Origin of the sequence: Nonomuraea sp. MTCD27, assembly GCF_041950495.1 — a bacterium.
Lineage (GTDB): Bacteria > Actinomycetota > Actinomycetes > Streptosporangiales > Streptosporangiaceae > Nonomuraea.
Genome location: NZ_JBGNUW010000011.1, coordinates 349,959 through 376,859 on the forward strand (window position 1 = coordinate 349,959; position 26,901 = coordinate 376,859).

The following is a 26,901-nucleotide window of genomic DNA, read 5'->3' on the forward strand; positions in this document are numbered from 1 at the left end:
CAGTTCCTGACCGCATTGTCCGGCGCAGCCGATTTCTCCAGCGATACTCAGCGGAAACTCGACCAAATAATCCGACCCTGGGATTCCGTTCGAGTCAGGAGGCCGGCGTGGAATTCGAGGTAATCGTGGTCGGGGGCGCGCTGGCCGGCCTGTCGGCGGCCATGTTCCTGGCCCGCCGGGGAATCCGCGTCGTGCTCGCCGAACGGCACGGCAGCACGTCCATTTATCCCAAGGCGGCGGGGCAGAATCCGCGCACGATGGAGCTGATGCGCATCGGCGGCGTCGCGGAGCAGGTCGCCGAGACGGTCGACATCCGCGGCCGGCAGGGCGACTTCACCATCAAGGTCGCCGAGACCGTGGGCGGCCGGACGCTGCACACCTTCGCCGAGAGCTTCGAGGAGCTGGTCGGCGCCACCGAGGACTGCACGCCCATGCCGTGGGCGCTGGCCTCCCAGGACAAGGTCGAGCCGATCCTGCTGGCCCAGGCCGCCAGGTCCGGCGCCGACATCCGTTTCGGCACCGAGCTGACGGACTTCTCCCAGACCGAGGACCACGTGACGGCCCGCCTGCGCGCGCCGGCGACCGGCGAGGAGAGCACGGTCACCGCCCGCTACCTGGTGGCCGCGGACGGCCCGCGCAGCATGGTCAGGGAGAAGCTGGGCATCCCCCGGCACGGCCTCGGATCGCTGGCCCACTTCGTCGGCGTGATCTTCGAGGCCGACCTGTCGGCGGTCCTGCCGCCCGACTCCACGGGCTGGTACTACCTGCAGCACCCCGAGTTCACCGGCACCTTCGGCCCGACCGACCGCCCGGACCGGCACACGTTCTACGTCCAGTACGACCCCGAACAGGGCCGGCGCCCTGAGGACTACACCCCGGAACGCTGCACCGAGCTGATCCGCCTGGCGGTGGACGCCCCCGACCTGCGGCCGGAGCTGCTGGACATCCAGACCTGGGAGATGGCCGCGCTGATCGCCGACCGGTGGCGCGAGGGAAGGGTGCTGCTGGCCGGCGACGCGGCCAAGGTCACTCCCCCGACGGGCGGCATGGGCGGCAACACGGCGGTCGGCGACGGCTTCGACGTGGCGTGGAAGCTGGCCGCGGTGCTGGGCGGCGAGGCCGGCGACGGCCTGCTCGACAGCTACGGGCACGAGCGCGGGCAGGTGGCCCGGCTCGTGGTGGACGAGTCGCTGAGCATCTACGCCGAGCGCATGGCGCCGCACCTGGCCGACAGCGTGCCGCGCGGCCGCGGCACCGCCGAGGTGCTGATGGGCTTCCGCTACCGCTCCGGCGCGGTGATCAGCGAGGACGACGACCCGGCCCCCGTCGAGGACCCGCTGCGCCCGACGGGCCGCCCCGGCTTCCGCGCCCCGCACGTCTGGGTGGAGCGCGACGGCGTCCGCCTCTCCACGGTGGAGCTGTACGGCGACGCCTGGGTCCTGATCGGCGACGCCGGCTGGGCCGGGGCGGCCTCGGCGGCGGCCCGCGACCTCGGCGTCACCCTGCGGGCCCACGCCCTCGGCCGCGACCTCGCCGACCCCGGAGGAAAGGTGGCCCGGCTCTACGGCATCGGCCGCGAGGGCGCGAGCCTGGTCCGCCCGGACGGCGTGGTCGCCTGGCGCGCGACGGGCCCGGCTCGGGATCCCGAGGCCGCCGTCCGTGCCGCGCTCACCAGGGTTCTGGCCCGGACACCGCGCGGATGAGCCGGCCCGACAGCAGCCGGATGTACTCGATCAGCTCCGGCGGCTCGTGCACCTCGAAGTCGACGTCGAACATGCCGATCGTGAGCGCCAGCCACTGCAGCGAGTCGGCGGCGGTGCGCAGCATGCAGGTGCTGTCGTCGACCTCGGTGAGGATGCCGTCGCGCGGCCTGATGCGCTCGGCGATCCGGGTGATCGGCGCGTGGAAGGTGATCAGCGCGCGGTAGCGGGCCAGCGAGGACGTGATGGACTCCGCCACGTACGCGGCCACGTCCTCGGCGGGCAGCTCGCGCGCCTTGAAGCGCACCCCTGTGGCGTACGGCGCGGAGAGCCGGTCGATCCGGAACGTGCGCCAGTCCTCCCGCTGCAGGTCCCACGACATCAGGTACCACTTCCTGGCGACGTGGACCAGCCGGTACGGCTCCACGAGCCGGTTGCTCTCGCTCCCGTCGCGCTTGGCGTAGGCGAACCTGAGCCGCTCGCGGTCGCGGCACGCCTGCGCGATCACCATCAGGCACTCCGGGTCCACGACGGGCCCCGCCACGGTCACCGGGACGGTGTAGTTCTGCAGCGCGTTCACCCGGCTGCGCAGATGGCCGGGCAGGACCTGCTCCAGCTTGGCCAGCGCCCGCACCGAGGTCTCCTCGATGTCGGCCACCGAGCCGCCCGCCGCGGTGCGCAGGCTGATCGCGACGGCCACCGCCTCCTCCCCGTCGAGCAGCAGCGGCGGCATGGCCGTGCCCGCCTCCAGCCGGTAGCCGCCGTTCGCCCCCGGCGTCGCGTGCACGGGGTAGCCGAGCTCGCGCAGCCGGTCGATGTCCCTGCGCAGCGTGCGCGGGCTGACCTCCAGACGTTCGCACAGGTCGGGCCCCGTCCAGTAACGGCTGTTCTGGAGCAGGGACAGCAGGCGCAGCATGCGCTGTGGCGTGTTAGCCATGCACCCCATCGTGGCACGCGTTGCGGTCAGAATCCGGCCGCAATCCGGTGGAACGCCGGCCGCCTGCCGTCAAGATGATTCCTTCACGCATGCCCGTGAATATTCGCCATTACGCCTGGTCAACGGCGATTTCTATAATTATTGGGTGAAGGGACTCATGCTTGCCGGAGGTTCGGGCACCAGATTGCGCCCCATCACGCACACCTCCGCCAAACAACTCGTGCCAGTGGCCAACAAACCCGTGCTGTTCTACGGCCTGGAGGCGCTCGCCGACGTCGGCATTCGAGAACTCGGCATGGTCGTGGGTGACACGCATGCCGAAATCGAGGCCGCCGTCGGCGACGGTTCGCAATTCGGCCTCGAGGTGACCTATTTACGGCAGCGCAAGCCGCTCGGGCTCGCCCACGCCGTACTGATAGCCCGCGATTATCTCGGTGACGACGACTTCGTCATGTACCTCGGCGACAACTTCATCGTCGGCGGCATCGACGACATCGTGGCCCGGTTCGTCCGGGACCGGCCCTCGGCCCAGATCATGCTCACCAGGGTCAACGACCCGCGCCAGTTCGGCGTCGCCGAACTGGACGGCCGGGGCCGGGTGGTCAACCTGGAGGAGAAGCCGCGCGAGCCCAAGAGCGACCTGGCGCTCGTCGGCGTCTTCCTGTTCACCCCGGAGGTGCACGAGGCGGTGGCCGAGCTGAAGCCGTCGGCCCGCGGCGAGCTGGAGATCAGCGACGCCATCCAGTGGCTGATCGAGGAGGGCCGGCGGGTCGAGTCGCTCACCATCTCCGGCTACTGGAAGGACACCGGCAACGTCACCGACATGCTGGAGGTCAACCGGCTGGTGCTGGAGTCGCTGGAGAGCCGGGTGGACGGGCGGGTGGACGGCGAGAGCGAGCTGATCGGCCGGGTCGTGGTCGAGCCGGGCGCGGTCGTCGAACGCTCCCGCGTCGTCGGCCCGGCGATCATCGGCACCGGCTCCCTGGTGTCGGGCAGCTACGTGGGGCCGTTCACCTCGATCTCGCCGGACTGCGCGATCGTGGGCAGCGAGATCGAATACTCGATCATGCTGCCCCGCGCCTCCATCACGGGCGTGTCCAGGGTCGAGGCGTCGCTGATCGGCCACGAGGTCCAGGTCACCCCCGCGCCCGACACCCCCCGAGCCCACCGGCTCGTGCTGGGCGACCACAGCAAGGTCCAGCTGAGCTCATGAGGAAGGTGCTGGTCACGGGCGGCGCCGGGTTCATCGGCTCGCACTTCACCCGGGCCCTCCCCGACGCCGAGATCACCGTGCTCGACAAGCTGACCTATGCCGGCGACCTCGCCAGCCTGGACGGCGTGCGGTACACGTTCGCGCAGGGCGACATCTGCGACGCCGGGCTGCTGAAAGAGGTGGTGCCCGGCCACGACCTGGTGGTCAACTTCGCCGCCGAGTCGCACGTGGACCGCTCGATCGAGGGCGCCGCCGTGTTCGTGCGGACCAACGTGCTGGGCACCCAGACCCTGCTCGACGCCTGCCTGGAGGCCGGGGTGCCGAAGGTCGTGCAGGTCTCCACCGACGAGGTCTACGGCTCGATCGACGAGGGCTCGTGGGCCGAGGACGCGCCGCTGCGGCCCCGATCGCCGTACGCGGCCTCGAAGGCGGGCGGCGACCTGCTCGCCCGCGCGTACGCGATCACCCACGGCCTGGACGTCTCGATCACCCGCTGCGGCAACAACTACGGGCCGTACCAGTACCCGGAGAAGATGATCCCGCTGTTCGTCTCCCGCCTGCTGCGGGGCCGCAAGGTCCCGCTGTACGGCGACGGCGGCAACGTGCGGGACTGGATCCACGTCAGCGACCACTGCGCGGCGATCCGGCTGGTGGCCGAGGCCGGCCGGCCGGGCGAGGTCTACCACGTCGCCGGCACGGCGGAGCTGACCAACCTGGAGCTGACCGAACGCCTGCTGGCCGCCTGCGGCGCCGGCTGGGAGCTGGTGGAGCACGTCGAGGACCGCAAGGGACACGACCGGCGCTACTCCCTGGACGACGCCAAGCTGCGCGCGCTCGGTTACCGCCCGACGGTCGGCTTCGAGACCGGGCTGGCCGAGACCGTCCGCTGGTACGCCGACCACCCCGGCTGGCATTCCGACCTGTGAGGAGCGACATGTACCCCGTGACCGTCGACAAGGCCGATCCCCGCTACCCGGACCTGGCCGGCCGCGGCATCAACGCCCGGTTCCCGGCCGACCCCGCGAAGATCGTCCTGGCCGGCGAGACCGAGCACGTGGTCCGGGCCGTGGAGGACGCGGTCAGGGCGGGCGAGCGGCCGGCCGTGCGCAGCGGCGGGCACTGTTTCGAGGCGCTGGTCGACCATCCCGGGACGCGGACGGTGCTGGACCTGTCGGAGATGAAGGCGGTCGGTTTCGACCCGGAGCTGAAGGCGTTCTCGGTCGAGCCGGGCGCGACCCTGGGCGCCATGTACCGGACGCTGTTCCTCCGCTGGGGCGTGACCGTCCCGGCGGGCCGCTGCCCCGAGATCGGCGTCGGCGGGCACGTGCCGGGCGGCGGGGGCGGCGCGCTCTCGCGCGCGCACGGCCTGTCGGTCGACCACCTCTACGGGGTGGAGGTCGTCGTGGTGGACGAGTCGGGGCGGGCCCGCGCCGTGCTGGCGACCCGCGAGCCGGACGACCCCCACCGCGACCTGTGGTGGGCCTGCACCGGGGGCGGCGCCGGCGCCTTCGGCGTGGTCACCCGCTTCCTGTTCCGCTCGCCGGGCGGCGAGCTGTCGCTGCCCGCGCCGCCGGCCGCCGTGACCAAGCAGACCGTCCGCTGGCAGTGGGCCGACCTGGACGAGGACGGCTTCGTCGGGCTCGTGCGCGCGTTCTCGGCCTGGCACGAGCACAACAGCGCGCCCGGCAGCCCCGGCGCCCGGCTCGACAACAGCCTGACCATGCCCCGCGCCGGCGGCGGGCCGATCACCCTGGAGAGCGCGGTCGAGGACGGCCACGCCGGGCTGGCCGACGCCTTCCTCGCCGAGGTCCGCCGCGCCGTGCGCGCGGAGCCCGAGACGGAGGTCTCGACCAGCCCGTTCCTGGCCGCCGCGCTCGTCCCCGACGAGTACGCCGGGGTGAAGGGCCGCTTCAAGTCCAAGGCGGCGTTCCTGCGCTCGTCGTGGACGGAGGAGACGATCGCCGGCCTGTACCGCCGGCTCACCGACGAGTCGGGGTACCAGAACCCGGCGGCCGCCTTCTACCTGCTCTCCCACGGCGGGGCGATCAACGCCGCCGGGCCCGCGGACACGGCGATGGCGCACCGCGACGCCGTGCTGAAGGCGTACGGGTCGGTGTTCTGGTGGGACCCCCGCGAGGACGACCTGCACCTGAGCTGGATCCGCGAGACCTACCACGGCCTGTTCGCCGAGGCGGGCGGCGTGCCGGACCCGGATCGCGGGTACGGCGGGGCGTTCGTCAACTACGCCGACGCCGACCTCGCCGACCTGGAGCTGAACCGGAGCGGGGTCCCCTGGCACCGGCTGTACTTCCGCGACAACTACGCCGCGCTGCAGCGGGTGAAGGCCCGCTGGGACCCGGGCGACACCTTCCGCCACGCCCTGTCGGTCCGGCTGCCCTGACGCGGCACAGCAGGAAGACATCGCCGGGCGGGATCCGCCCGGCGATGTCTCGTGGGACCCCCTAGAGGACGCGGACCTCGGGCACGTAGACGATCCACCTGCCGCCCCGGGCGGCGAACTCCTCCTCCTTGGCCAGGATCTCCTCGGTGTGGTTCCACGCGAACAGCACCGCGTAGTCCGGGTACGGCCGGCCGAACTCCTCCGCCGACCTGATCGGGATGCGCGAGCCGGGCATCAGCCGCCCGATCTTCGCCGGGGTCGTGTCGTAGACGCACGGCAGCAGGTCGGGGCCGATGCCCGCGTAGTTCGTGACGGTCGCGCTCTTGGCGGTGGCGCCGTATCCCGCGACGCTGAGCCCCCGCCCGCGCAGGTCGCGCAGCAGCGCGACGAGGTCCGCGCAGATGCGGTCGATGCCGTCGCCGAGCTTCTCCAGCGTGCCGAGCTCGGCCAGCCCCCGGCTGGTCTCTTCCGCGATCAGCGCCGGGACGGCCGGGCTCGGCGCCCGCTCGCCCCTGCGGGCGATGGTGTAGCGCACCTCGCCGCCGTGCACGGGCAGCCGGTGCACGTCGACCAGCTCGAAGCCGAACCGGTGGGCCACGCCGCGCACCGACCGGGCGGTGAACAGGAAGAAGTGCTCGTCGTAGATCTGGTCGAAGGTGTTGCGTTCCACGATGTCGCCCAGGTAGGGGTCCTCGAAGACGAACACCCCGCCGGGGCGCAGCAGCGCGTCCACGCCGCGGAAGATCGAGTCCAGGTAGGGGATGTGGCAGATGGTGTTGGCCGCGTAGATGACGTCCGCCGGGCCGTCCTCGACGGCGATCAGCCGGGCCGTCGTCTCCTCGAAGAAGTCCGTGCGTACGCGTACGCCGTCCTTCCTGGCCAGCTCGGCGACCCCGCCCGAGGGCTCCACGCCCAGGTGGCGCACCCCCGCGTCCTTGATCACGCCGAGCATGACCCCGTCGTTGGACCCGATCTCCACGCAGAACGGGTCCTCGCCGGTCAGCTCGGTGGCGAGCAGGTCGCGGGCGGTCTGGGCGAAGTGCTCGCGCATGCGCCGCGATCCGGAGGAGTGGTACGGGTAGTCGTGGTGGAACATCCGGTCCCTGGGCACCTCTTCGAGCAGCTGCACCATGGTGCACCGGGTGCACAGCCCCACGGCCAGCCGGAAGTGGTAGGCCTCGCCGGATTCCTGCTCGGTGAGGAAGGTGTCGGACAGCGGCTGCTTTCCGAAGTCGAAGAACTTCCTGACTTCACCTTCACAGACACGACATTTGCTCACATCGGGCTCCTGCTCTACTCCGCGAAGATGGCGACCGCTCGGGCCCAGCCCGCTCCGGCGCCTGTGATCTTGATGGGGAAACACGCCACCTGGAAGCCGTACGGCTCCCCCAGCGCGTCCAGGTTGGCCAGCCGTTCGATCTGGCAGTACTCCCTGCTGCGCCCGGCCACGTGCGCCGGCCACAACACCGAGGGGTCGCCGCCGGCCCGGTAGCGGGCGATGACGTCGCCGAACGGCGCGTCCAGGCTGAAGGCGTCCGTCCCGATCACCCGTACGCCCAGGTCGAGCAGGAGGTGGACCGCGGGGCCGTCGAGCCCGGTGAAGTCGGTGAAGTACCGCTGCGTCCCCGCCCAGGCCGACGCGCCGGTGTTGAGCAGCACGATGTCGCCCGGCCGGGGCCGGCGGCCGGCCCGCTCGACGGCCTTCTCCACGTCGGCCGCGCCCGCGACGGACCCCTCGCAGCCGGTCAGGTCGAGCAGCAGCCCCGGGCCGTAGAACCACTCCAGGGGCAGCTCGTGGATGTCCCGCGGCCGGCCGTCGCCGTAACGGGCGCGCGAGCCGTAGTGCGACGGCGCGTCCACATGGGTGCCGGTGTGCGAGGTGAGGGAGAGGCGATCCAGCGACAGGAACTCCCCGTCGGGCAGCTCGGCCGGATCGAACACCACCCCGAAGTGCTCCCGCATCTCCTCGGCCATGTGCGCGGCCCCCTGGGCCGGGGTGAGGATCTCGTGCCCGATCGGGTCGGGCTCCCACGCTGACGCGTCCACAGAGCTGCTGATGTCGACCAACCGCACCGGCTGCCTCCCGCCACTCGATCCGCTCACTCGATCCGCTCACTCGATCCGTCGCCTTCGAGCACAGCGGTTGCCGCTGGAGTGTGGTTGGAGCGCCGGTGGACCAAACACCCGAAAGCGCTTCTCCAGCGCCATCGCCCAGGCTGATCCCGACGGTTCACCCGACCTACCCGACGAGCCTACGGAGCGACCATGGCACCTGATCTGCGAGCGCCCGTGACCCCCGAGGGACGCCGGCTCCTCTCCTTGCTGCGACCGCACCTGCCGGTGCTGGAGCGCGAGGCGGAGGCGCACGACCGCGCGGCGCGGTTGCCCGCGCACCTGTTCGCCCAGCTGGGCAAGGACGGCGTGCTCGGCGCCACCGTGCCGGCCGGGCACGGCGGGCTCGGCGTCACCTCCATGCACGACGTCGCCGTCGCGCTCGGCGAGGTGGCCAAGGCCGACGCCGGGGTGGCGCTGGCCCTGCACATGCAGTTCAGCCGGGGCCTGACGCTGACCTACGAGTGGCGGCACGGCCCGCCGCGGTCCCGCGCGCTGGCCGACGACCTGCTGCGGCAGATGGCCGCGGGCGAGGCGGTGGTGTGCGGCGCGGTCAAGGACGTCGGGCAGCCGACCACGCTGACCAGGGCCGACGGCGACGGCTACACGCTGACCGGGCGCAAGACGCTGGTCAGCATGGCGCCGATCGCCACCCACTTCGTGATCTCCGCGCAGGTGCGCGAGAACGGCGATCCGGTACGCATGGCGGCCCCCGTGGTGCCCCGTGACAGCGCCGGCCTGACCGTGGAGGACAACTGGGACGGGATGGGCATGCGCTCGTCCGGCAGCGTCGACATCACCTTCGACGCCGTCCCCGTACCCGAGAGCCACGTGCTGCCGCGCGGGGCGCTCGGCGAGCCCGACGACGCGGCGCTGGCCGGCCAGACGGTCAGCTCGATCACGATGCTCGGGATCTACACCGCGCTGGCCGAAGCCGCGCGGGAACTGACCGTCGCGCACGTGCGCAAGCGGGGCCGGGCGGCGCCCGCCGTGCTGACGAAGATCGCGGAGATCGACATCAGGCTCTACGCGCTGCGCTGCGCGGTCGCCGCCGCGCTGGACAACGCCGACCGGCTGTCCGAGGACCACAGCGGCGACCCGGCCGAGCGCGGGCGGGCCATGATGACGCCGTTCCAGTACGCGAAACTGCTGGTCAACCGGCACGCGGTGGACGTCGTGGACGACTGCCTGAGCGTGGTGGGCGGGGCCGCCTACACCGGGTCCCATCCCCTGTCGCGGCTGTACAGGGACGTCCGGGCCGGCGGGTTCATGCACCCCTACAACTACGCCGGCGGCGTCGACTACCTCAGCGGGCAGGCCCTGCGATGAAGGCCCGCGAGCTGGCCGTCGAAGGCGCCTACGAGTTCGTGCCCGACATCTTCCCCGACGAGCGCGGCCTGTTCGTCTCGCCGTTCCAGCACACCGCGTTCGAGGCGGCCGTCGGGCACCCCCTGTTCCCGGTACGGCAGACGAATCACAGCAGGTCGCGCCTGGGTGTGGTGCGCGGCATCCACTACACGGTCACCCCGCCGGGGACCGCCAAATACGTCTACTGCCCGAAGGGGCGCTCGCTCGACATCGTCGTCGACGTCCGCGAGGGCTCGCCGACGTACGGCAGGTGGGAGGCCGTGCTGCTGGACCCGCACGAGTTCCAGTGCGCCTACCTCCCCGTCGGCGTGGGGCACGCCTTCATCGCCCTGGACGACGACACCGTGATGGCGTACATGCTCTCCGAGGAGTACACCCCGGCCAACGAGCTGGCGCTGTCGGCGCTGGATCCGGCGCTGGGGCTGCCGATCCCGACCGAGTGGGGCGAGCCGCTCCTGTCGGACCGCGACCGGGTGGCGCCGACGCTGGAGGAGGCGCGCGTGGCCGGGCTGCTGCCCGGCTACGAGACCTCCCGAGCGGTGGAGCGGGCGCTGTGGGTATGACCTCCCCGCGCGTCGTGGTGCTGGGCGGCACCGGCAGCGTCGGCAGGCAGGTGTGCGCGGCCTTCGCCGCCCACGGCTGGGACGTGCTGGCCGTGGCCAGGTCCGCCGCGCCGCACCTGGCGGGCACCCCGTTCACCGCTCTCGACATCACCGCGGCCGACCCCCGGCGCCTGGCCGAGCTGTTCGGCACGCCCAGGGCCGATGCCGTGGTCAACACGGCGGGCGGGTGGGGCGACACGCCCGAGGAGATGACGTACTCGCACCTCCGGCTGGTCGACCGGCTGCTGGAGGGACTCGCCCTGGTGGCGCACCGGCCGCGGCTGGTGCACGTCGGCTCGGTGCACGAGTACGGCCCCGTCCCGCACGGCACGCTGCTGCGCGAGGACGTCGTGCCTCGCCCCGTCACGCCGTACGCGCAGGCCAAGCTGGCGACGTCGCAGGCCGTGCTGGCGGCCGCCGACGAGCGCGGGATCGACGCGGTGGTGCTGCGGGCGGCCAACATGTCGGGGCCCTACCCACCGCAGGAGAGCTTCCTGGCGGCCCTGACGCTGCGCATCAAGCGCACGCTGGCGGCCGGCGAGGTGCTGGAGCTGAGCGTCGCAGACGCCCGGCGGGACTTCATCGACGTACGCGACGTGGCCGCCGCGATCGTCCGGGCGGCCACGTCGCCCCTGGACAGCCGGGTGATCAACATCGGCCGGGGCGAGGCGGTGCCGATCAGCTCGCTGGTCGGGTGGCTCATCGAGGCCTCCCGCTTCCCCCGCGACCGGATCAAGCAGCTGGACCGGGAGGTCCGCAGCAAGGGCGGCGACTGGACCCAGCTCGACATCGGCCTGGCCCGGCGCGCGCTGTCGTGGGAGCCGCGCATCGGCCTGCGCGAGTCCGTGCACGCCATGTGGTCCGCCTCCACCTCCGCCACCACGTCCGCCTCCACGTCCGCCTCCACGGGAGCGGGGACGGCCTGAGCGCCGCCCCCGCTCCCGTCAATCAGACGTCCAGTACGGAACGCACCGCGGAGATCACCTTGTCCTGCGTCTCCGCCGGCAGCGACGGGTACATCGGCAGCGAGAAGATCTCGTCGGCCAGCCGCTCGGTCACCGGCAGCGCCCCCTTCTCGTAGCCGAGGTGGGCGAAGCCGGTCATCGTGTGCACCGGCCACCGGTAGCTGACGTTGAGGTGGATGTCGTAGGCCTTGAGCGCCTCGATGATCCGGTCGCGCTCGGGGTGCCTGGCGACGTACACGTAGTAGACGTGGTCGTTGCCGGCCGCGAGCGAGGGCAGCACCAGGTCGGAAATGTCGCCCAGCCCCTCCTGGTAGCGGCGGGCGACGGCGCGGCGGCCCTCGATGTACGCGTCGAGGCGGCGCAGCTTCCTGCGCAGGATCTCCGCCTGCACCTCGTCGAGCCGGCTGTTGTGCCCCGGAGTGTCGACCACGTAGTAGCGCTCCTCCATGCCGTAGTAGCGCAGCCGGCGCAGGTTCGCCTCGACGCGCGGGTCGGAGCTGATCGTGGCGCCGCCGTCGCCGTACGCGCCGAGCACCTTGGTCGGGTAGAAGGAGAAGGCCGCGGCGTCGCCCATCGTGCCGGCCAGCCGTCCGTGATGGCGGGCGCCGTGGGCCTGCGCGCAGTCCTCCAGCACCCGCAGCCCGTGCTCCCCGGCCAGCTCCAGCAGCGGCGCCATCTCGACGCACTGGCCGTACAGGTGCACCGGGAGCAGACAGCGGGTACGCGGCGTGATCGCGGCCCCGATCCGCGTGGTGTCCATCAGGTAGTCCTCGGCCCTGACGTCGACGAAGACCGGCGTCGCGCCGACCGCGTCGATCGCCACCACCGTGGGCGCCGCCGTGTTCGACACGGTGATCACCTCGTCGCCCGGGCCGACGCCGAGCGCCTGGAGGCCGAGCACGATCGCGTTGGTGCCGTTGTCGACGCCCACGCAGTGCGGGACGCCGTGATATCCGGCGAACTCCGCTTCGAACGAGGCGACGCTGTTGCCCAGCACCAGCTGGCCGGATTCGAAGACCGTCTCGACCGCGTCCAGAATGTCGGCGCGCTCCCGCTGGTATTCCGTCAGGTAATTCCACACATAGGTCGGCACGACCCCCTCCTCATACGTAGACCCGGCCGGCGTCCAGCTTCGGGTCGGACCGTAAAAGCGCCTGCTGCAGGTGCTGGAGGCGAGCCGACGGCTCGACGCCGAGCTCGTTCACGAGCGTCGTGCGGAGCTTGACGAAGTTCTCCAGTGCCTGGCTCTTCCGGCCCGCCCGATGCAGCGCGATCATGAACTGGGCCCAGAAGTTCTCGTGCATCGGGTAGCGCGCGGTCAGCGCCGACAGCTCCGCCAGCAGGCCGACGTGCCGGCCCAGCCGCAGGTCGCTCTCGATGCGCGCCTCCAGCACGCCCAGCTTGCTCTCCTCCAGGCGGGCCACCTCGACCCCGATCCGCAGGCCGGCGTGCACGTCGACGAGCGCCTCGCCGCGCCACATGTCCAGCGCCTGGTTGAACAGCGCGGAGGCCGATTCCCACTGGCCGGCCTCGAAGGCCCGCTTTCCCGCTGCCACCAGGTGCTCGTAGCGGTTGACGTCGACGTCGGCCGGGTCGATGTCCAGCAGGTAGCCCCCGTAGGAGGTGCTCAGGACGTCCTTGGCCGAGTCGGTGCAGTTCGCGCCCAGCGCGGCGGCGATCCCGCGGCGTACCTGCAGGATGTACGTCTGGAGCGTCGACAGGGCGCTGGCGGGTGGATGCATCCCCCACAGCTCCTCGATGAAGGCCGGCACCGTCACCATGTTGCCTGCCTGCAACGCCAGCAGGGAGAACACCTGCCGGGGCTTGCGGGGGATGGGAGTGATCGACATTCCGTTCTCACGTGCGACCAGCGGGCCCAGAACCTTGATCTCCATAGAGACGGCGTCCCCTCAACATGCTTTTCTTCGAGCTGACCGTCTCCACGATGTCAAGGATGTGCAGGGCACAAAAGTGTGCCCCACATGCGTTGTCATGAATTCAGCGGGCCGAAGACGTGCAGGATTCATGGTTTGTGACGGAGAAAAGAACTTCGGCGCTGATCAGGTGTCCTCGGAAATGGCGGGAACCGGCGAGGCCGCGATGATGGCCCGCCGTCACGTTTGAGCGCTATCGCGTTTGAGCGCTGTCATTTCGGGCGCTGTCATTTGGAGCGCTGTCATTTTGAGCGCTCGGGCCGAACCAGCGGACGAGCGCGTCGCGCAGCGGGTGCCCGGCGGCCTCGGACGTCCAAGCCACGTACCCGTCGGGCCGGATCAGCAACGCCTCGGCGGGATGGTCCGCGGCGGCCCGCACCACGTCCACCCGATCCGCCCACCCCTCGGCCACGGCCACCAGGTCGTCACGGCCGGCCAGATCGAGCAGCAGCGGCCGCCCGGCCCGCAACAGCTCCACCAGCCGGACCGGCGGCCCCGCCCCCTCCGGGATCTTCAGCACCATGTCCACGGCCATCCGCCCGGCCCCGGGCACGCCCACGTCGTAGGCGGTGTGCACGCCGCTGATCATCCCGCTCAGGTACTCGTTCACGTCGTCGAAGCGCATCAGCTCGGCGAACAGCTCGCGGAGCGGATCGACCGACGGGTCCGGGTCGGCCAGCGCGGTCTGCGCCCGCACGTTCCAGAGCACGCGGGCGCCCACCGGGTGCCGTTCGGCGTGGTAGGTGTCGAGCAATCCGTCGGGCGCGTGGCCGTGCACCTGGGCGGCGAGCTTCCAGCCCAGGTTGAACGCGTCCTCCAGCCCGGTGTTCAGCCCCTGCCCGCCCCAGGGGAAGTGCACGTGCGCGGCGTCGCCGGCCAGCAGCACCCGGCCCGCGCGGTACGTCTCGGCCTGCAGCGCGGCGTCGCCGTACCGGGACAGGTTGCGGGGCTCGGCCATCGGGACCGGCCTGCCGAGGATGCGCTCGGCAGCCTCCTTCAGCTCGGCGAGCGTGACCGGGGCCTGCCGGTCGGGGTGCGGGGCGCGGAAGTCGTACGTGATGAGGCGGCTGTGGCCGGCCGGGTCGAGCCAGACGATGATCCAGCCGCGCGGGGTGCGGGTGTAGCCGGGGGGCACGCCGTACGGGTCGAGGAGCCGTACGTCGCCCATGAGCGCGGCCACCCGCGCCTGCGTGCCGGTGAACGGGATGCCGGCGGCACGGCGTACCACGCTGCGCGCGCCGTCCGCGCCCACCACGTAGCGCGCGGCCAGCTCCCGCCCGTTGACGGTCAGCACCACCCGCTCGTCGTCCTGGACCAGCCCGGTCACCTCCTGCCCCCGCCTGATTTCCGCGCCGAGTGCGGCCGCCTGGCGGGCGAACACCTGCTCGGCCCACGCCTGAGGGCTGCCCACGATGCTCGCGCCCTCCTCCACGACCGCGCCCAGGTCGAGCCCGAACATGCCGGAGAAGTGGAAGCTCACGCTGCCCCTGCTCGACCTCCCGACCAGGTCGAGCAGCCCCCGCCGGTCGAGGCTCTGCGCGGTGCGCGCGTGCAGCGTCCCCGCCTTGGACTCCCCCGACGGCATCGCCAGCCGTTCGAGCACGAGCGGCCGGACGCCCTGCAGCCCGAGCTCGGCGGCCAGCAACATGCCCACCGGCCCGCCACCCACGATCGCGACGTCGAACATCACCACTCCTCCGGACCCGAACCGCTCACATTGTTCGAGAAAGTCGTACTGTACGAGATATTCGTACATACGAGGTCGCCGCGTCAAACTCATTGTTCGGGACATGCGTACAATCAAGGCATGCTCCACCCGTCACGCGACCAGCTCAACCTGCTCGACGTGCTCGCGGCCCTCGGCCATCCCGTCCGCGCGGAGATCGTCCGGGCCCTGGGGTCGGGCGAGGAGCAGTTCTGCGGCTCGATCGTGCCCGGCGTGCCCAAATCCACCCTCACCACGCACTGGCGGGTCCTGCGGGAGGCGGGCGTGATCTCGCAGCGCCCCGAGGGCCGCAAACTGTTCATCACCCTGCGCCGCGACGACCTCGATGCCCGCTTCCCGGGCCTCCTCGACCTGGTGCTGAACGAGCAACCCTAGCCGCCGCGGCCCTCCCGCACCGCCACGCGTTCGCCGGTTCGGCGGCCCGGCGGGAGCCGACGCGTTCCGGCATGACCGCGTCCCCTTCGGGACGGGCGGCGCCCTCACCCGTATCGGACATCCGCCGGCGCCCGGCGCCGACCCCTGGTGTCCGTCCGGCGTTCCCGCCGGCGGGCCGAAACCCCGTGGCCAGGCGGCCACCCCGGTGAGTGGCTGGGGGTTCCCGGATGCGAAGGGGGACCCGCACACGCGACCGTCGAAGTGTCGTCGCCGGGAGATCAACCACCAACGATCCCCCCGCGGCCCGTCACCCCGACCGCGCACCCGCTCCCCATCATCCACCAGGCGGTGATCATGACCATCCACCTTGACCAGACCGACCAGCTCCACGAGCCACGACCGCATCTGTACTGGGCGGCCCGCGCCGCCTGCAAGGACGCCGACCCCGGCCTGTTCTTCCCCTTCACCTGGGACGGCCTGGCAACCGAGACCCTCGACCAGGCGCGCCGCATCTGCCACGCCTGCCCCGTACGAGCGGCCTGCCTCGACTGGGCCCTGCGCACCGGCGAACCCGACGGCGTCTGGGGCGGCACCACCCCCGACGAACGCCGCAGCCTACGCGCCCGTCACCTCAGAACCCCCGCGTGACCGACCGGTTCGCGAGCCGGCAGCCGGCGCCTCAGCCGCGGTTCGCCGCGTACCCCCGCTCTCCGGAAGCGCACGATCCGGATGGCCATCGAGCGGGGGTACGCCGGCGCACCGCACTCGACGCCCTCACCGGCATCCGCGGTTGTCGATGGCCGGCAGGGCGATGACGATCGCCGTCTCAGCCGATCACCGGGTAGCTGCTCGACCCGAGACCCCCGCCGGGCCATGGGCCGATCGCCATGGAGCTGTTCACCACTGACGGTGCGACTCCCGGTCGGGTCTCCCGGTCCCTTCCGGTCCTGCCGTCGAGGACGACGGGCCCGTTGTCGGTCCTTCCGTAGACGGCCCCGTGCCAGGCTCCGGTCACGTGGGGAACCAGGCGCCCGCCGCTCTTCGTGATCGACCACAGCCACGAGCCGGTCCGCGCGTCGAGCGCGCCGACCCAGTCACCGCCCGAGCAGACGGTGATGGCCCGCTCGTCGTACCGGCAGCTCGACGGATGGGGGACCGGCTTGCCGGGCTTCGCCTTGGTGACGGCCACCACCCGTCCCGTCGCGATCTCCACCACGTCGACGTACGGCTTCCCGTCCGGGTCGGTGCGTCCCCGGACGACGGCCTTGGACGGGCCGGCCGGGAACACCTCGACCGAGAAGGCGTCGCGGGGCGACACCCATCGCGGCCGGCCGGTCCGGGCGTCGATCCCGCGGACCTGGATCTTCGGCGTCCGCCCGGTTCCGGGCTGCCGGCCCGTCACCACCCCGGCCGCCACGGCCCGGGCCTCGAACCCGCGCCTGCTCCACCGCACCTTACGGCTGCCCAGGTCCAGCGCGTACGTGTCACCGCGCCCGGCCGACAGTGACGGGTCCACGATCCGGACGATCCCCACCCCGTCGGCCACGCCGGCGAACGAGACCTCGACGTCGCTCGGGGAGCCCGGCCCCGTCCACCCCTTGACGGGGATCTCGGCGCGCCAGTCGGTCTTCCCGTTCTCCGGGTCGATCGACACGACCTCGACCAGCGGGCGGCCCGGGGTGGTGCCCTGTCCCGGCGCCTCGCCGAGGAACGCCGCGAGCACGGTCGGCCGGCCTCGGACGGACGTGAGCGTCGGCAGCGCGATCACCGTGACGGACCTCGGCTGCGGGTGGGTCGGCTTGATCACCTCCCGCACCTTGCTGGTGCGGGTGTCGACCAGGCGGATCTCCTCTCCGGAGGACGCGGTCGGTTTGCTGCCGTGGATGGGGACGATCGCTGTGGTGCCGTGCAGCAGCACCTCGTGCGCGTCCGTGGAGACCTCCAGCGGCCCGGCGGCGGCGTCGTCGAAGCGGGTGGGCGGGTCGACGGACCGGAGGTCGACCGGCGGCCTCGACGTGAGGTAGTCGCCGGGGTCCAGCGGCTCGATCGGCGCGACCGTACACCCGCCGACCGCCGCGAGCAGCAGCACGATCCCCGTGATTAATCGCATCGCATCCCCACTGTCGGCATTCACGTCCGCCAACGCAGCAAGCTACCGGTTCGCATCCACCTCGACCAGCACGCCGTGGGAAAGCCCGGCCGGCATGGCGCGCGTCCGGCTCTGTCCGCGGATTCTCCGGGGCGCGCGGGCGGCAGGCAGGGCCGCCGCGCGTCCCGGGGAGGCCGCGGAGCACCCGCGGTACGCGGCGCGCCCGTGGCGCGTGAAGCACCCGCGGCGTGCCGCCGGGCGGTCAGCCCGCGCGGCGGCCATGGACGTGGTCGTCGGTCAGGACGCGGTCGAGCTGGCTGCGCGACGTGATGTCGAGCTTGGCGAAGATCTTGCTGAGGTGGTATTCGACGGTACGCGGGCTGACGAACAGCTGGCTGCCGATCTCCGAGTTGGTCAGGCCCTCGGTGGCGAGCCGGGCGATCTGGCCCTCGCGAGGGGTGAGGTCGCCACCGGACGGGACGCCGCGCCGCTGCGAGCTCTCCCCCGTGGCCCGCAGCTCCCGCTCCGCCCGCTCGGCGAAGCCCGCCATGCCCATCGTGGTGAACAGCCGGTGCGCGGTACGGAGGTGCTGACGGGCCTCGACCCGGCGCCGTTCGCGGCGGAGCCATTCGCCGTAGAGGAGGTGGGCCCGGGCGAGGTCGGGGCGCAGACGGGTGCGGCCGAGCCGGTCGATCGCCTCCAGGTAGCGGCTCTCCGCCGCACCCTCCTCGCTGACCAGCGCTCGCGCACGGGCCTCGATCCCAAGAGCCCAGTCGCTCCGGCTGCCGCGGGTCGCCTCGGCGAGCTGCTCGACCGCCCGGCGGGCCAGCTCGAGGTCGCCGCTGCGGGCGGCGGCCTCGGCCAGTTCGGCCGGCGCCCACTGGGACGGGGCGCCCGGGGCCTGCGGGTCGGCGCAGGCGCGCCCGGCCGCCGCGCGGGCCTCGTCATACCGGCCCAGACCGTTGCAGAGCACGGCTCTCGCCCAGTCGGCGACCGTCATCCCGGCGCCCTCCCCGCGGGAGGCCGCCTCGCTCGAACTCGTCCGCATCAGCTCCTCGGCCTCCGCCGCACGGCCGCGCCACGCGGCGAGCGCGAGGGCGCCCCGGTTGGTCATCCGCAGCCCGGTCGCCGAGGTGATCGCCTGCACCTCCGCGCTCAGCGACGCCGCCTGGTCCAGCTCGCCCTCGAAGAGGTGCACGGTGATGCGCGAGCCGAGGGCGAGGGGCAGCTCGGCGAGCGCGCCGGTGTCCCGCGCCAGGCCGGCGTGCCGCTCCGCCAGCTCTCTCCAGGCGTCACCGTCCCACAGGGCCACGGCGGCGATGGAGGCGAGGCGGAGCTGCTGGAGTTCGTCTCCTCGGGGGCTTTCGGCGGTTCCGGTGGGTCCCTGCGCAACGGAGGCTCCCGAAGGGCCGGCGGTGGCGGGGTCGAGGAGGGCGGTCACGGCGCGGCGCAACAGAGGTGCCGCCGTGCCCGCGTCCGCGGTGAAGAGCAGTGCCAGCCCGTCGAGCAGCAGGTCCTCGGTACGCCCGGGCACCGGAGAGGCGGCCGACGCCGCGCGGACGGCGGCGGCGACGTCGAGCAGGCCGCCTTCCCCGGACGCCAGCCGGCCGGCGAACATCGCCGCGGTCAACGCCTCCTGATAGGCCCCGCGGGCCAGCGCCCGGTCCAGCGGCCGGAGCCGGTGCGCGGCCTCCAGCAACAGCGGCGGGGCGGCGTTCCCGTGGTCGGCGGTGAACGTGATCCCGGCGTGCGTCACGGCCGCGTGCGCCCGCTGCCGGTCGTCGAGCGGGCCGGAGAGCGCCACGCCGAGGAGGCCGGACGCGGCCTCCGGCGCGCCGGCGTCCTGCTTGGCCCGTGCCGCGGCGAGCGCGCGCTCGGTGCGCCGGGCGGGCTCGGGGGTCAGCTCCGTCGCCCGCTGCAGGAACGCGGCCGCCGCCGCCAGGCCGCCGCGGGCCTGCGCGCAGGGGGCCAGGCGGACCAGGTCGGCGGCGAGCTCCTCGTCGGGCTCGGCGGCGGCGTGCGCGCGGTGCCAGGCCCGGCGGTCCGGGTCGGTCCCGGCGTCGGTCGCCTCGGCCAGTACGTGGTGCGCCCGCCTGCGCTCCTCCGGCGCCGCGGCCCGGTACACCGCCGAACGCGCGAGCGGGTGGCAGAACCGCACCCGGGCGCCGAACTCGCACAGGTCGGCCGCCACCGCCGCACCCGCCGCGACCGTGCCGACACCGAGCCGCGCCGACGCCCGCCAGACCAGGACCGGGTCCCCGAGCGGCTCCGCGGCCGCGACCAGCAACAACCAGCGGGTCTCCGGCGGCAGCGGGTCCAGGCGCCGCCGGTAGCTCTCCTCGATCCAGCCGGGCAGCGCCTGCACGTCCGGCAGGCCGAAGCCGCCGGCCAGCTCGGCGGGGGTCATTGCCTGCGACAGTTCCAGCAGCGCCAGCGGGTTGCCGTGCGCCTCGGCGACGATCCGGTCCCGTACCAGCGGATCGAGCGGGCCGGGAAGCACCGAGTGCAGCAGTGCCCGCGCGTCCTCCTCCCGCAGCCCGCCGATCGCCAGCTCCGGCAGGCCGGCCAGGTCGTACGTGTCGCCGCCGCTGCGGACCGCGAACACGCACGCCACCGACTCGGCGGACAGCCGCCGCGCGACGAACGCGAGCGTCCGCGCCGAGGCCCGGTCGAGCCACTGCGCGTCCTCGATCACGCACACCAGCGGCTGGACCTCCGCCACCTCCGTGAGCAGGGTCAGCACGGCCAATCCCACCAGGAACCGGTCGGGCGGCGGCCCGGCGGACAGGCCGAAGGCGATGGCCAGCGCGTCCCGCTGCGGCTCCGGCAACCGGTCGAGCCGGTCCAGCATCGGCGCGCAGAGCTGGTGCACCGCCGCGTACGGCAGCTCCATCTCGGACCTGATGCCCGCGGCGCGCGCCACCCGGCAGCCCTCGGCCCGATCCACCAGGTATTCGAGCAGGGCCGACTTGCCCACGCCCGGCTCCCCGCGCAACACCAGGCTCCGGCTCTCGCCCGAGCGGACCGCTGCCACCAGCCGGTCGAGCCTTTCGCATTCGGCCCGGCGGGGATCCAGCATGGGGGTGAGGACCGTACGATGCGCGGGACGCGGATCGATGGTCGGTCGTCCGAGGGACGAGCTCGCCTCGCGTAAGCCGTTCATCTGGGTCCCCTTTCGGACATGGGATCGGCGGCGATGAGCGCTTCGAGGGGCAACAGCGCCGAGCCGGTGGCCACGGCGTCACCCCCGAACTTGGCGACCAGCAACTGGAACTGGCCGCCCGGTCTGGACAGGCTGTACTTCTTGATCGCGGCGGTGATGCGGTCACCGAGCGACTCCATGAGCCGCAGGCCGACCCAGCCGCCGATGACGATCCGTTCCGGACCGGCCAGGTTGACCATGCCGCCCAGCACGGCCCCCAGGCAGTCGACGACGTCCTCGACGATCTCGCTCGCGTCCGGGTCGCCGCGGTGCGCCGCGGCGATGAGCTCGCCGACGGCCCGCCAGCCGGTGCCCTCGAAGACGCCGCCCCTGGCCCGCCACGCGGACAGGATCGCGTCGGAGCCGAGGTACGCCTCCACGCACCCCCGGTTCCCGCACCGGCACACCCGGCCGCCGCGCTCGATCACCATGTGCCCCCACTCCGTCGCGCTGGAGTGGGCGCCGTAGGCCACCTGGCCCCCGGTGACGACGCCGAGCCCGACGCCCCTGCCGAGCAGCGCGACCAGGGCGTGGCCGGTGCCGCGGGCGTTGCCGAACCAGTGCTCGGCCCGGGCCTGCATCTTGGCGCCGTTCTCGGCCAGGACGGAGATGCTGCCGACGTCGCACAGGGACCGGACCGGGACGGGCGGCCAGCCGAGGCTCTGGGCGTACAGGATCTGGCCTCCGTCAGGGGCGGTCTCGACGATGCCCGGCAGGCCGAGGCCGATGCCGAGCAGGGTCGGCCACCGGCGGGCGTTGCGGTCGCGCAGGGCCTCCAGGGCCTCGTGGATGTCGGCGCCGATCCGCTCGGGGTCCTCGTCCTCGGCGCCGCCGCGGAACTCGCGGTCGATCCGGTTCATCGCCAGGTCGAACATCTCCACCGCGACGCCGCGCTCGCCGACGTCGGCGCCGATCGTGATCGCGCTCTCGGCGCGGGGGCCGATCAGCGTGATCGGGCGGCCGCCCCGCGAGGACACCGATCCGCGCTCCTCGACGAGGCCCGCGGCGATCAGCTCGGCGACGAGGTTGCCGGCCGAGGCCGTGGACAGGCCGCTCTCCCTGGCGATGTCGGCGCGGGTGGTCTCCTGCGCGAGGATGACCTGCTTGAGCACCAGCGCTCTGTTCCGCTGCCGCAGGGTGGTGACCGTGGACACCTCGGGGAGCGAGGTGACGCGCCGGCCGCCTCCGGATTCGACGTTCATGCTTCCTCGCCCGTCTCAGCCGGCCGCGGTCACGTCGAGGGCGCGCAGCCGCGCGGTCCTGGTCGCGCGGACGACCAGGCGGCCCTCCTGCCAGGAGATCTCGAACGCGTCCGGCTCGTCGGAGTCGGCCCGCCAGCCGCCCGGCCGGCTTTCGAGCGGGAAGTGCAGCTCGTCCCCGGCGTCGAGGGTCATGGGCATCAGCTCCGCCTCCGTGTACGGCCGCCCGGAGGAACGGTGCCAGATGCCTTCGAGGCCGAACCCGGCGAACCGGTCGCGGTGCTCCGGCGACCCGTCGACGAACCCCCACGCGGGGATCCGCAGCGGGGCCCGCCCGAAAGCGGCGTTGACGATCTCCGTACGCTCCTGGCAGGCGGCCAGCGCCACGGAGTCGAGGAAGCCCTCGAGGATCTTCCAGGCCGGGCCGGGTTCCACCGTCGCGTCCGGATCGGCGATCAGCGACCAGTCCTCGGGGAGCGGGGCGGAGACGGGCGAGGTGAGCGTGTCGAGCTTCTTCCACGGCCAGAGGTTCCAGCCGATCCCGTGCCCCTCGTACAGCCGGTGCGCGGTGTAGACCCATTCCGGGGTGTTCTCACCGCCCTCTCCCATGTAGACGGGCACGCCGAGACGGTCCCGGACGTCGAGGTACGGCTGGATGCTCGCCCGGTCGGGCGGGCACCAGTAGCGGTGGAACTGCAGGGCGGAGTTGGGGTCGAAGACCTCCGTGAAGATCGACCAGTTCGTCGCCCAGTGGGAGCCCTCGTACATGATCAGGTGGGCGGGGTCGATCGCGCGGATCGCGGCGGTCAGGTCGCGATAGAGGGCGACGAGCTCGTCGGGGTAGAGGTGCTGCCACTCGTTCGGCAGCGGCTCGTTCAGCAGGTCGTAGCCGAGCACGACGGGGTTGTCCGCGTACCGCCGGGCGATCTCCTCCCAGAGGCGGATCGTCAGGCGCCGGTGGCGCTCGTCCATGAACAGCTCGGGCATGCCGTTCGGGGAGTCGTCGATGTTGGTGCCCGTCTGCCCGCCCGGCGCCCCGTGCAGGTCGAGCAGCACCCACAGGTTGTGGGTCGCGCACCAGCGCAGCAGGTCGTCGACGTACGCGAAGCCGCCGAGGAAGGCGCCGTCCTCGTCGATCAGCTCGCGGGAGTTGAGCGGGACTCTGACGTGGTCGAAGCCCATGCGGGCGATGGCGGCGATGTCCTCCTCCGCGACGAAGGCGGCGCGGAACCTGGTCCAGAACTCGGCGGCCCGGGTGGGGCCGACGAGGGATTCCACCCGGCGCTCGATCAGGCGGGCCGAATTCATCTCGTCGCCGAACCTCCACATGTAGCCCTCGGCGAGCAGCCAGTTGCCGAGGCCGATGCCGCGCAGCAGCAGCGGGGTGCCCGAGCCGTCGACGAGCTCGGTGCCGCTGGCGCGGACGAAGCCGGCGAAACGATTGGTCATGGAGCTTCCTTGTGTTCCTAGAGGGCCTTACCTGAGACCGGACAGGGTGAATCCCCGCACGATGTGACGCTGGAAGAGGACGAAGACGATCAGGACCGGCACCACCATGAGGGTCGAGCCAGCCATCTGGAGCGACGGGCTGGTGGCGATCTGCCGGTTCAGCAGCGACACCCCGACCGACAGGGTGTAGAGCCGCTCGTCGCCGGCGATGATCAGCGGCCAGAGGAAGCTGTTCCACGCCCCGATGAAGGTCAGGATGATCTGGACGGCCATGACCGGCCTGGACAGCGGCAGCACGATCCGCCAGAAGATGCGCGCCTCGCCGGCCCCGTCGATGCGCGCCGCCTCGATCATCTCGGTGGGGACGGTGACCATGAACTGCCGGAACAGGAAGACGCCGAACCCCGACACCAGCCCCGGGAGCGCGATGCCGACCAGGGTGTCGGTCAGCTTCATGCCGTTGAGGAGGAGATAGGTGGGGATCATGGTCACCTGCACCGGGATCATCATCGTGGCGAGCACGAGGAAGAACATCGGGCCGCGGCCCCGGAAGCGGAACTTGGCGAACCCGTATCCGGCCATCGCCATGAGGACCACCCCGGCCATGCTGATCAGCACGACCACGACCGTGTTGACCAGGTAGCGGGCGAAGTCCAGCTCCCCGAACAGCTGCGCGAAATACCGCAGGGTGGGCTCCTCCGGCAGGATCCGGGGCGGGTGGCCGACCGCCTCGGAGTGCGGCTTCACCGACCCGAAGATCATCCAGAGGAACGGGAACGCCGTCAGCAGCGCTCCGGCGCTCAGGACGACGCCGATGGTCACGGTCAGGCCGCGCGGGCTAACGATCCGCATCGGACCTCCGCGCGCGCAGCTGGATCAGGGTCACCCCGGCGATGATCACGAACAGCACGACGGTCCCGGCGCCGGCGTAGCCGAACTGACCGGCCGCGAACCCCTTCTGGTAGAGGAACAGGGAGATGCTCGTCGACTCGCCGAGCGGCCCGCCCTTGGTGAGCACGAAGGGCTCGTCGAAGAACTGCAGCCAGGCGATGACCGTGGTGACGGCGACGAAGAAGAACGCGAACCGCAGCAGCGGGATCACGATCGAGACGACCTTGCGCAGCTCGGAGGCGCCGTCGAGCTCCGCGGCCTCCAGATACTCCCGGGGGACGGCCTTCAGCGCGGCGAGGAAGATGATGATGTTCAGCCCCGTGCCGCGCCAGACCGCGACGAGCGTGACGGAGAGCTTCACCAGCACGGGGTCGCCGAGCCACCGCGCCGGCGGCAGCCCCACGATCGACAGCAGGTGGTTGACCAGGCCGAACTGCGTGTTGAGCAGGTAGCCCCACACGAGCGAGACGGCGACGATCGCGGTGATCGCCGGGACGAAGTAGAACGCCCTCAGCGCCCGGAAGAAGCGGTTCTCGCTCCGGTGGAGCAGGAGGGCGGCCACGAACGAGACGGCGATCACGGCGGGCACGCCGATCAGCGCGAAGATCCCGGTGTTGGCCAGGGCCTGCCAGAAGGCGTGGTCGGCGAACAGGTGGCGGTAGTTGTCCAGGCCGACGAAGCCGACCCTGGACCAGTCGGCCAGGCCGCCGAGGTTCAGGTCGGTGACGCTGACCGGCAGGGCGACCAGAATCGGCAGGACTCCGAAGGCGAGCAGCAGGAGCAGCGCCGGGGCGACGAAGACGTAGGGGGCGAGCGGCTGTCTCATGGTGGTTCCCGCCGCCGGTCAGCCGGCCGACGTGCCGCTGGTCGCCGCGTACAGGTCCCGCAGGGCGGTGTCGCGGTTCGCGCCGGTCAGGACGATGGAGTTGAGGGTGTCGAGGAGGGCCTTTCCGGTCTCGCCGTCCCAGTTGGGCACCGGCGGCAGGGGTTGGGCGTCGGCCAGCTGCTCGGCGTACACCGCGGTGAACGGGTCGGAGGTGAGCTTCGGGTCGCCGAGCGCGGCCTTGGTCACGGGGAGCTGGCCGTCGAGCGCGTACCAGGTCAGCTGGGTCTGTGGCTGGGAGAGGTGGTCGAGGAGGCGCAGGGCGCCGTCCCGGTTGTCGCTGGCGCGCCACACGGCGAGGTTGGAGCCGGCCAGCAGGGAGGTACGCGCGGCGCCGCCCGGGATCGGGGCGACCGCCCACTTGCCGTCGAGCTCCGGCGCGGCCGCGGCGATGGCACTGCCCAGGTAGGGGCCGGAGACCAGCATGGGGGTCACGCCGGAGACGAAGCCCTGGACCTGGTCGAAGTCGGGGTCGGCCGGCACGCTCCCGTCGGCGTACAGGCCGGTGTAGATGTCGACGGCCTTGCGGAACTCGGGGGTGTCGAAGTCGATCGCACCGGCGGCGTCGACGATCCGGCCGCCCTGGGTCCAGGTCATGATGACGGGCAGCGCGTTGTCCCACTGCGGGATGTGGAAGCCGTACCGGCCCTTGCCCCGGCCGGCGAGGACCTTGGCGTGGGCGCGGACCTCGTCCCAGGTGGCGGGCGGCTCGGTGAGGCCCCGGTCGGCGAGGATGTCGGTGCGGTAGAACAGCACGCGGGTGTCACTGACCCACGGGACGCTCACGGGGTGGCCGCCGTCCGTCGTGGCGAATCCGGCGACGCCGTCGAGGAAGTTCGCCGTGGCGAGGCCCGGATGGTCCTTCAGCGTCCGCTCGTCGAGCTCCAGCAGGGCCCCGGAGTCGGCGAACGTGCGCAGCTTCGACAGGCCGATCTGCAGGACGTCGGGTCCGTTGCCCGACGCCACGGCGGTGGTGAACTTCTGGTCGATGGAGTCCCACGGGATGGCGACGGTGTCGACGCCGATGCCGCTCCGGTCGGCGAACGGCTTGACGAGCTGCTCGAAATGGGCGGAGCTGTCGCCCATGATCCAGACGGTCAGCTCCTTGGGGGCGCCACCGGCGTTCGCCCCGGCGCCGGGGCCAGCGCAGGCGGTGAGTGCGAGTAAGCCCGCGGCGGCGAGCGCCCAACCAGCTCTTCTCATCGGAGTGATCCCTCTCAGGCGGCGGAAACGGAATCCGGGCACTGGGCCGGGCCGGTTTCCCGGCCCGTTCGAGATCCTCCATGAACGGTGAGGCGCACGCGCGGGTGGAGGGCACTTACCGGGTTCCCTTCGCATGACGCCTCCTCCCGTTTATAGCCGACTTAGCCTAAGTCATAGACAAAGTACGTCGGGGAGGCGGATCCTGGCAACCGTCAAGATTCGAGGAGGCCCGAATGAATCTCCCACGGCCCCGCCGCCCCCGGTGCCCCCGCCCGGAAGCGGACCGACCGTCCACGACCCGGATCCGCCGGGATCGGCCCGGCCGGCCGACCGGCCCCCGCGTCGTCACCTGGATCCGGCGCGACCACCGCCGCACGGAGCAGCCGTCACTGGGCGACCGGCACCGCTCCGGCCGCGGTGGCGGCACCGGGGAGCAGGGGCCGGATCGCGGCGCGCATCCGCCGCGCGGCGCCGGGGCAGCCACGGCGCAGCCGGCCGAGGACGCTGCCGAGCGGAGCGCCGGCGAGGAAGGCCGCCACGGGGTCGTGGGGGATCTCTGACGGGTCGTCGGCATGGCCGCGCCGGTCGTCCCCCGTCCAAGGCACGCCGACGTGCTACGCGTCCGGGCCGCGAGCACCACCTGGGGAGCCAG

23 protein-coding genes are annotated in these 26,901 nt (G+C 72.3%); 9 read left to right on the plus strand and 14 right to left on the minus strand.

Going from position 1 to position 26,901, the window contains the following annotated elements; translation table 11 throughout:
* Positions 1-107: 107 nt before the first annotated feature.
* On the plus strand, positions 108-1,703 hold the full coding sequence (gene rdmE / locus ACBJ59_RS31370) for an aklavinone 12-hydroxylase RdmE (protein ID WP_375113811.1): 1,596 nt from the start codon (positions 108-110) through the stop codon (positions 1,701-1,703).
* On the opposite strand, the gene ACBJ59_RS31375 is transcribed toward rdmE, so the two are convergent.
* Positions 1,669-2,637: a helix-turn-helix transcriptional regulator gene (locus ACBJ59_RS31375; protein ID WP_375113812.1), complete on the minus strand. Its 969-nt coding sequence runs from the start codon at positions 2,635-2,637 to the stop codon at positions 1,669-1,671. The genes rdmE and ACBJ59_RS31375 overlap by 35 nt on opposite strands.
* Positions 2,638-2,782: 145 nt before the next feature.
* On the opposite strand from ACBJ59_RS31375, the gene ACBJ59_RS31380 reads away from it, so the two are divergent.
* The 3 genes from ACBJ59_RS31380 to ACBJ59_RS31390 are packed head-to-tail and all read left to right on the plus strand — an operon-like array spanning position 2,783 to position 6,251.
* Positions 2,783-3,850 carry a glucose-1-phosphate thymidylyltransferase gene (locus tag ACBJ59_RS31380; RefSeq protein WP_375113813.1) on the plus strand — a complete coding sequence of 356 codons (1,068 nt, stop codon included), beginning with the start codon at positions 2,783-2,785 and terminating at the stop codon, positions 3,848-3,850.
* Positions 3,847-4,776 (plus strand): dTDP-glucose 4,6-dehydratase, encoded by a 930-nt coding sequence (gene rfbB / locus ACBJ59_RS31385; RefSeq protein ID WP_375113814.1) that lies wholly within the window; start codon positions 3,847-3,849, stop codon positions 4,774-4,776. The genes ACBJ59_RS31380 and rfbB overlap by 4 nt, the downstream gene beginning before the upstream one ends.
* 8 nt (positions 4,777-4,784) lie before the next feature.
* Positions 4,785-6,251, plus strand: coding sequence for an FAD-binding oxidoreductase (locus tag ACBJ59_RS31390; protein ID WP_375113815.1), 1,467 nt, complete (start codon positions 4,785-4,787; stop codon positions 6,249-6,251).
* A 61-nt stretch (positions 6,252-6,312) separates the two neighbouring features.
* On the opposite strand, the gene ACBJ59_RS31395 is transcribed toward ACBJ59_RS31390, so the two are convergent.
* Both ACBJ59_RS31395 and ACBJ59_RS31400 read right to left on the minus strand, forming a co-directional pair.
* A complete protein-coding gene (locus tag ACBJ59_RS31395) occupies positions 6,313-7,530 on the minus strand; it encodes a methyltransferase domain-containing protein (protein WP_375113816.1) in 1,218 nt (405 codons plus the stop codon).
* Positions 7,531-7,544: 14 nt separating this feature from the next.
* Positions 7,545-8,297: a cyclase family protein gene (locus ACBJ59_RS31400; protein ID WP_375113817.1), complete on the minus strand. Its 753-nt coding sequence runs from the start codon at positions 8,295-8,297 to the stop codon at positions 7,545-7,547.
* Positions 8,298-8,516: 219 nt separating this feature from the next.
* Between ACBJ59_RS31400 and ACBJ59_RS31405 the strand changes: the two genes are divergently transcribed.
* From ACBJ59_RS31405 to ACBJ59_RS31415, 3 genes are read left to right on the plus strand one after another with little or no spacing between them, the layout of a single operon-like run.
* Complete coding sequence (locus tag ACBJ59_RS31405) at positions 8,517-9,692, plus strand: acyl-CoA dehydrogenase family protein (protein ID WP_375113818.1); 1,176 nt, start codon at positions 8,517-8,519, stop codon at positions 9,690-9,692.
* Positions 9,689-10,294 (plus strand): dTDP-4-dehydrorhamnose 3,5-epimerase family protein, encoded by a 606-nt coding sequence (locus ACBJ59_RS31410; protein WP_375113819.1) that lies wholly within the window; start codon positions 9,689-9,691, stop codon positions 10,292-10,294. Before ACBJ59_RS31405 ends, ACBJ59_RS31410 begins: the two co-directional genes overlap by 4 nt.
* Positions 10,291-11,259 carry an NAD-dependent epimerase/dehydratase family protein gene (locus tag ACBJ59_RS31415; protein ID WP_375113820.1) on the plus strand — a complete coding sequence of 323 codons (969 nt, stop codon included), beginning with the start codon at positions 10,291-10,293 and terminating at the stop codon, positions 11,257-11,259. The genes ACBJ59_RS31410 and ACBJ59_RS31415 overlap by 4 nt, the downstream gene beginning before the upstream one ends.
* A gap of 22 nt (positions 11,260-11,281) precedes the next feature.
* On the opposite strand, the gene ACBJ59_RS31420 is transcribed toward ACBJ59_RS31415, so the two are convergent.
* The 3 genes from ACBJ59_RS31420 to ACBJ59_RS31430 all read right to left on the minus strand — a co-directional run bounded on the left by ACBJ59_RS31420 (position 11,282) and on the right by ACBJ59_RS31430 (position 14,919).
* Positions 11,282-12,391, minus strand: coding sequence for a DegT/DnrJ/EryC1/StrS family aminotransferase (locus tag ACBJ59_RS31420; RefSeq protein ID WP_375113821.1), 1,110 nt, complete (start codon positions 12,389-12,391; stop codon positions 11,282-11,284).
* A 10-nt stretch (positions 12,392-12,401) separates the two neighbouring features.
* A complete protein-coding gene (locus ACBJ59_RS31425; protein ID WP_375113822.1) occupies positions 12,402-13,193 on the minus strand; it encodes a BTAD domain-containing putative transcriptional regulator in 792 nt (263 codons plus the stop codon).
* 232 nt (positions 13,194-13,425) lie between these two features.
* Positions 13,426-14,919 (minus strand): FAD-dependent monooxygenase, encoded by a 1,494-nt coding sequence (locus ACBJ59_RS31430; protein ID WP_375113823.1) that lies wholly within the window; start codon positions 14,917-14,919, stop codon positions 13,426-13,428.
* 120 nt (positions 14,920-15,039) lie between these two features.
* On the opposite strand from ACBJ59_RS31430, the gene ACBJ59_RS31435 reads away from it, so the two are divergent.
* Both ACBJ59_RS31435 and ACBJ59_RS31440 read left to right on the plus strand, forming a co-directional pair.
* Positions 15,040-15,333, plus strand: coding sequence for an ArsR/SmtB family transcription factor (locus ACBJ59_RS31435; protein WP_375113824.1), 294 nt, complete (start codon positions 15,040-15,042; stop codon positions 15,331-15,333).
* A 354-nt stretch (positions 15,334-15,687) separates the two neighbouring features.
* The gene (locus tag ACBJ59_RS31440; RefSeq protein WP_375113825.1) at positions 15,688-15,981 is read left to right on the plus strand and encodes a WhiB family transcriptional regulator; all 294 of its coding nucleotides are present in this window, start codon (positions 15,688-15,690) and stop codon (positions 15,979-15,981) included.
* A gap of 178 nt (positions 15,982-16,159) precedes the next feature.
* Here the strand turns inward: ACBJ59_RS31440 and ACBJ59_RS31445 are convergent, their stop codons facing one another.
* The 8 genes from ACBJ59_RS31445 to ACBJ59_RS31480 all read right to left on the minus strand — a co-directional run bounded on the left by ACBJ59_RS31445 (position 16,160) and on the right by ACBJ59_RS31480 (position 26,854).
* Entirely contained in the window at positions 16,160-17,443 is a 1,284-nt protein-coding gene (locus ACBJ59_RS31445) for a hypothetical protein (protein ID WP_375113826.1), read from the minus strand.
* 241 nt (positions 17,444-17,684) lie between these two features.
* Positions 17,685-20,501: an AAA family ATPase gene (locus tag ACBJ59_RS31450; RefSeq protein WP_375113827.1), complete on the minus strand. Its 2,817-nt coding sequence runs from the start codon at positions 20,499-20,501 to the stop codon at positions 17,685-17,687.
* 80 nt (positions 20,502-20,581) lie between these two features.
* Entirely contained in the window at positions 20,582-21,826 is a 1,245-nt protein-coding gene (locus ACBJ59_RS31455; RefSeq protein ID WP_375113828.1) for an ROK family transcriptional regulator, read from the minus strand.
* 15 nt (positions 21,827-21,841) lie between these two features.
* Complete coding sequence (locus tag ACBJ59_RS31460) at positions 21,842-23,272, minus strand: glycoside hydrolase family 5 protein (protein ID WP_375113829.1); 1,431 nt, start codon at positions 23,270-23,272, stop codon at positions 21,842-21,844.
* Positions 23,273-23,299: 27 nt separating this feature from the next.
* Complete coding sequence (locus ACBJ59_RS31465; RefSeq protein ID WP_375113830.1) at positions 23,300-24,124, minus strand: carbohydrate ABC transporter permease; 825 nt, start codon at positions 24,122-24,124, stop codon at positions 23,300-23,302.
* Positions 24,111-24,989 carry a carbohydrate ABC transporter permease gene (locus tag ACBJ59_RS31470; protein ID WP_375113831.1) on the minus strand — a complete coding sequence of 293 codons (879 nt, stop codon included), beginning with the start codon at positions 24,987-24,989 and terminating at the stop codon, positions 24,111-24,113. Before ACBJ59_RS31470 ends, ACBJ59_RS31465 begins: the two co-directional genes overlap by 14 nt.
* A gap of 18 nt (positions 24,990-25,007) precedes the next feature.
* Positions 25,008-26,249 (minus strand): extracellular solute-binding protein, encoded by a 1,242-nt coding sequence (locus tag ACBJ59_RS31475; RefSeq protein ID WP_375113832.1) that lies wholly within the window; start codon positions 26,247-26,249, stop codon positions 25,008-25,010.
* Between the two features lie 386 nt (positions 26,250-26,635).
* Positions 26,636-26,854 (minus strand): hypothetical protein, encoded by a 219-nt coding sequence (locus ACBJ59_RS31480; RefSeq protein ID WP_375113833.1) that lies wholly within the window; start codon positions 26,852-26,854, stop codon positions 26,636-26,638.
* Between the last annotated feature and the right edge of the window lie 47 nt (positions 26,855-26,901).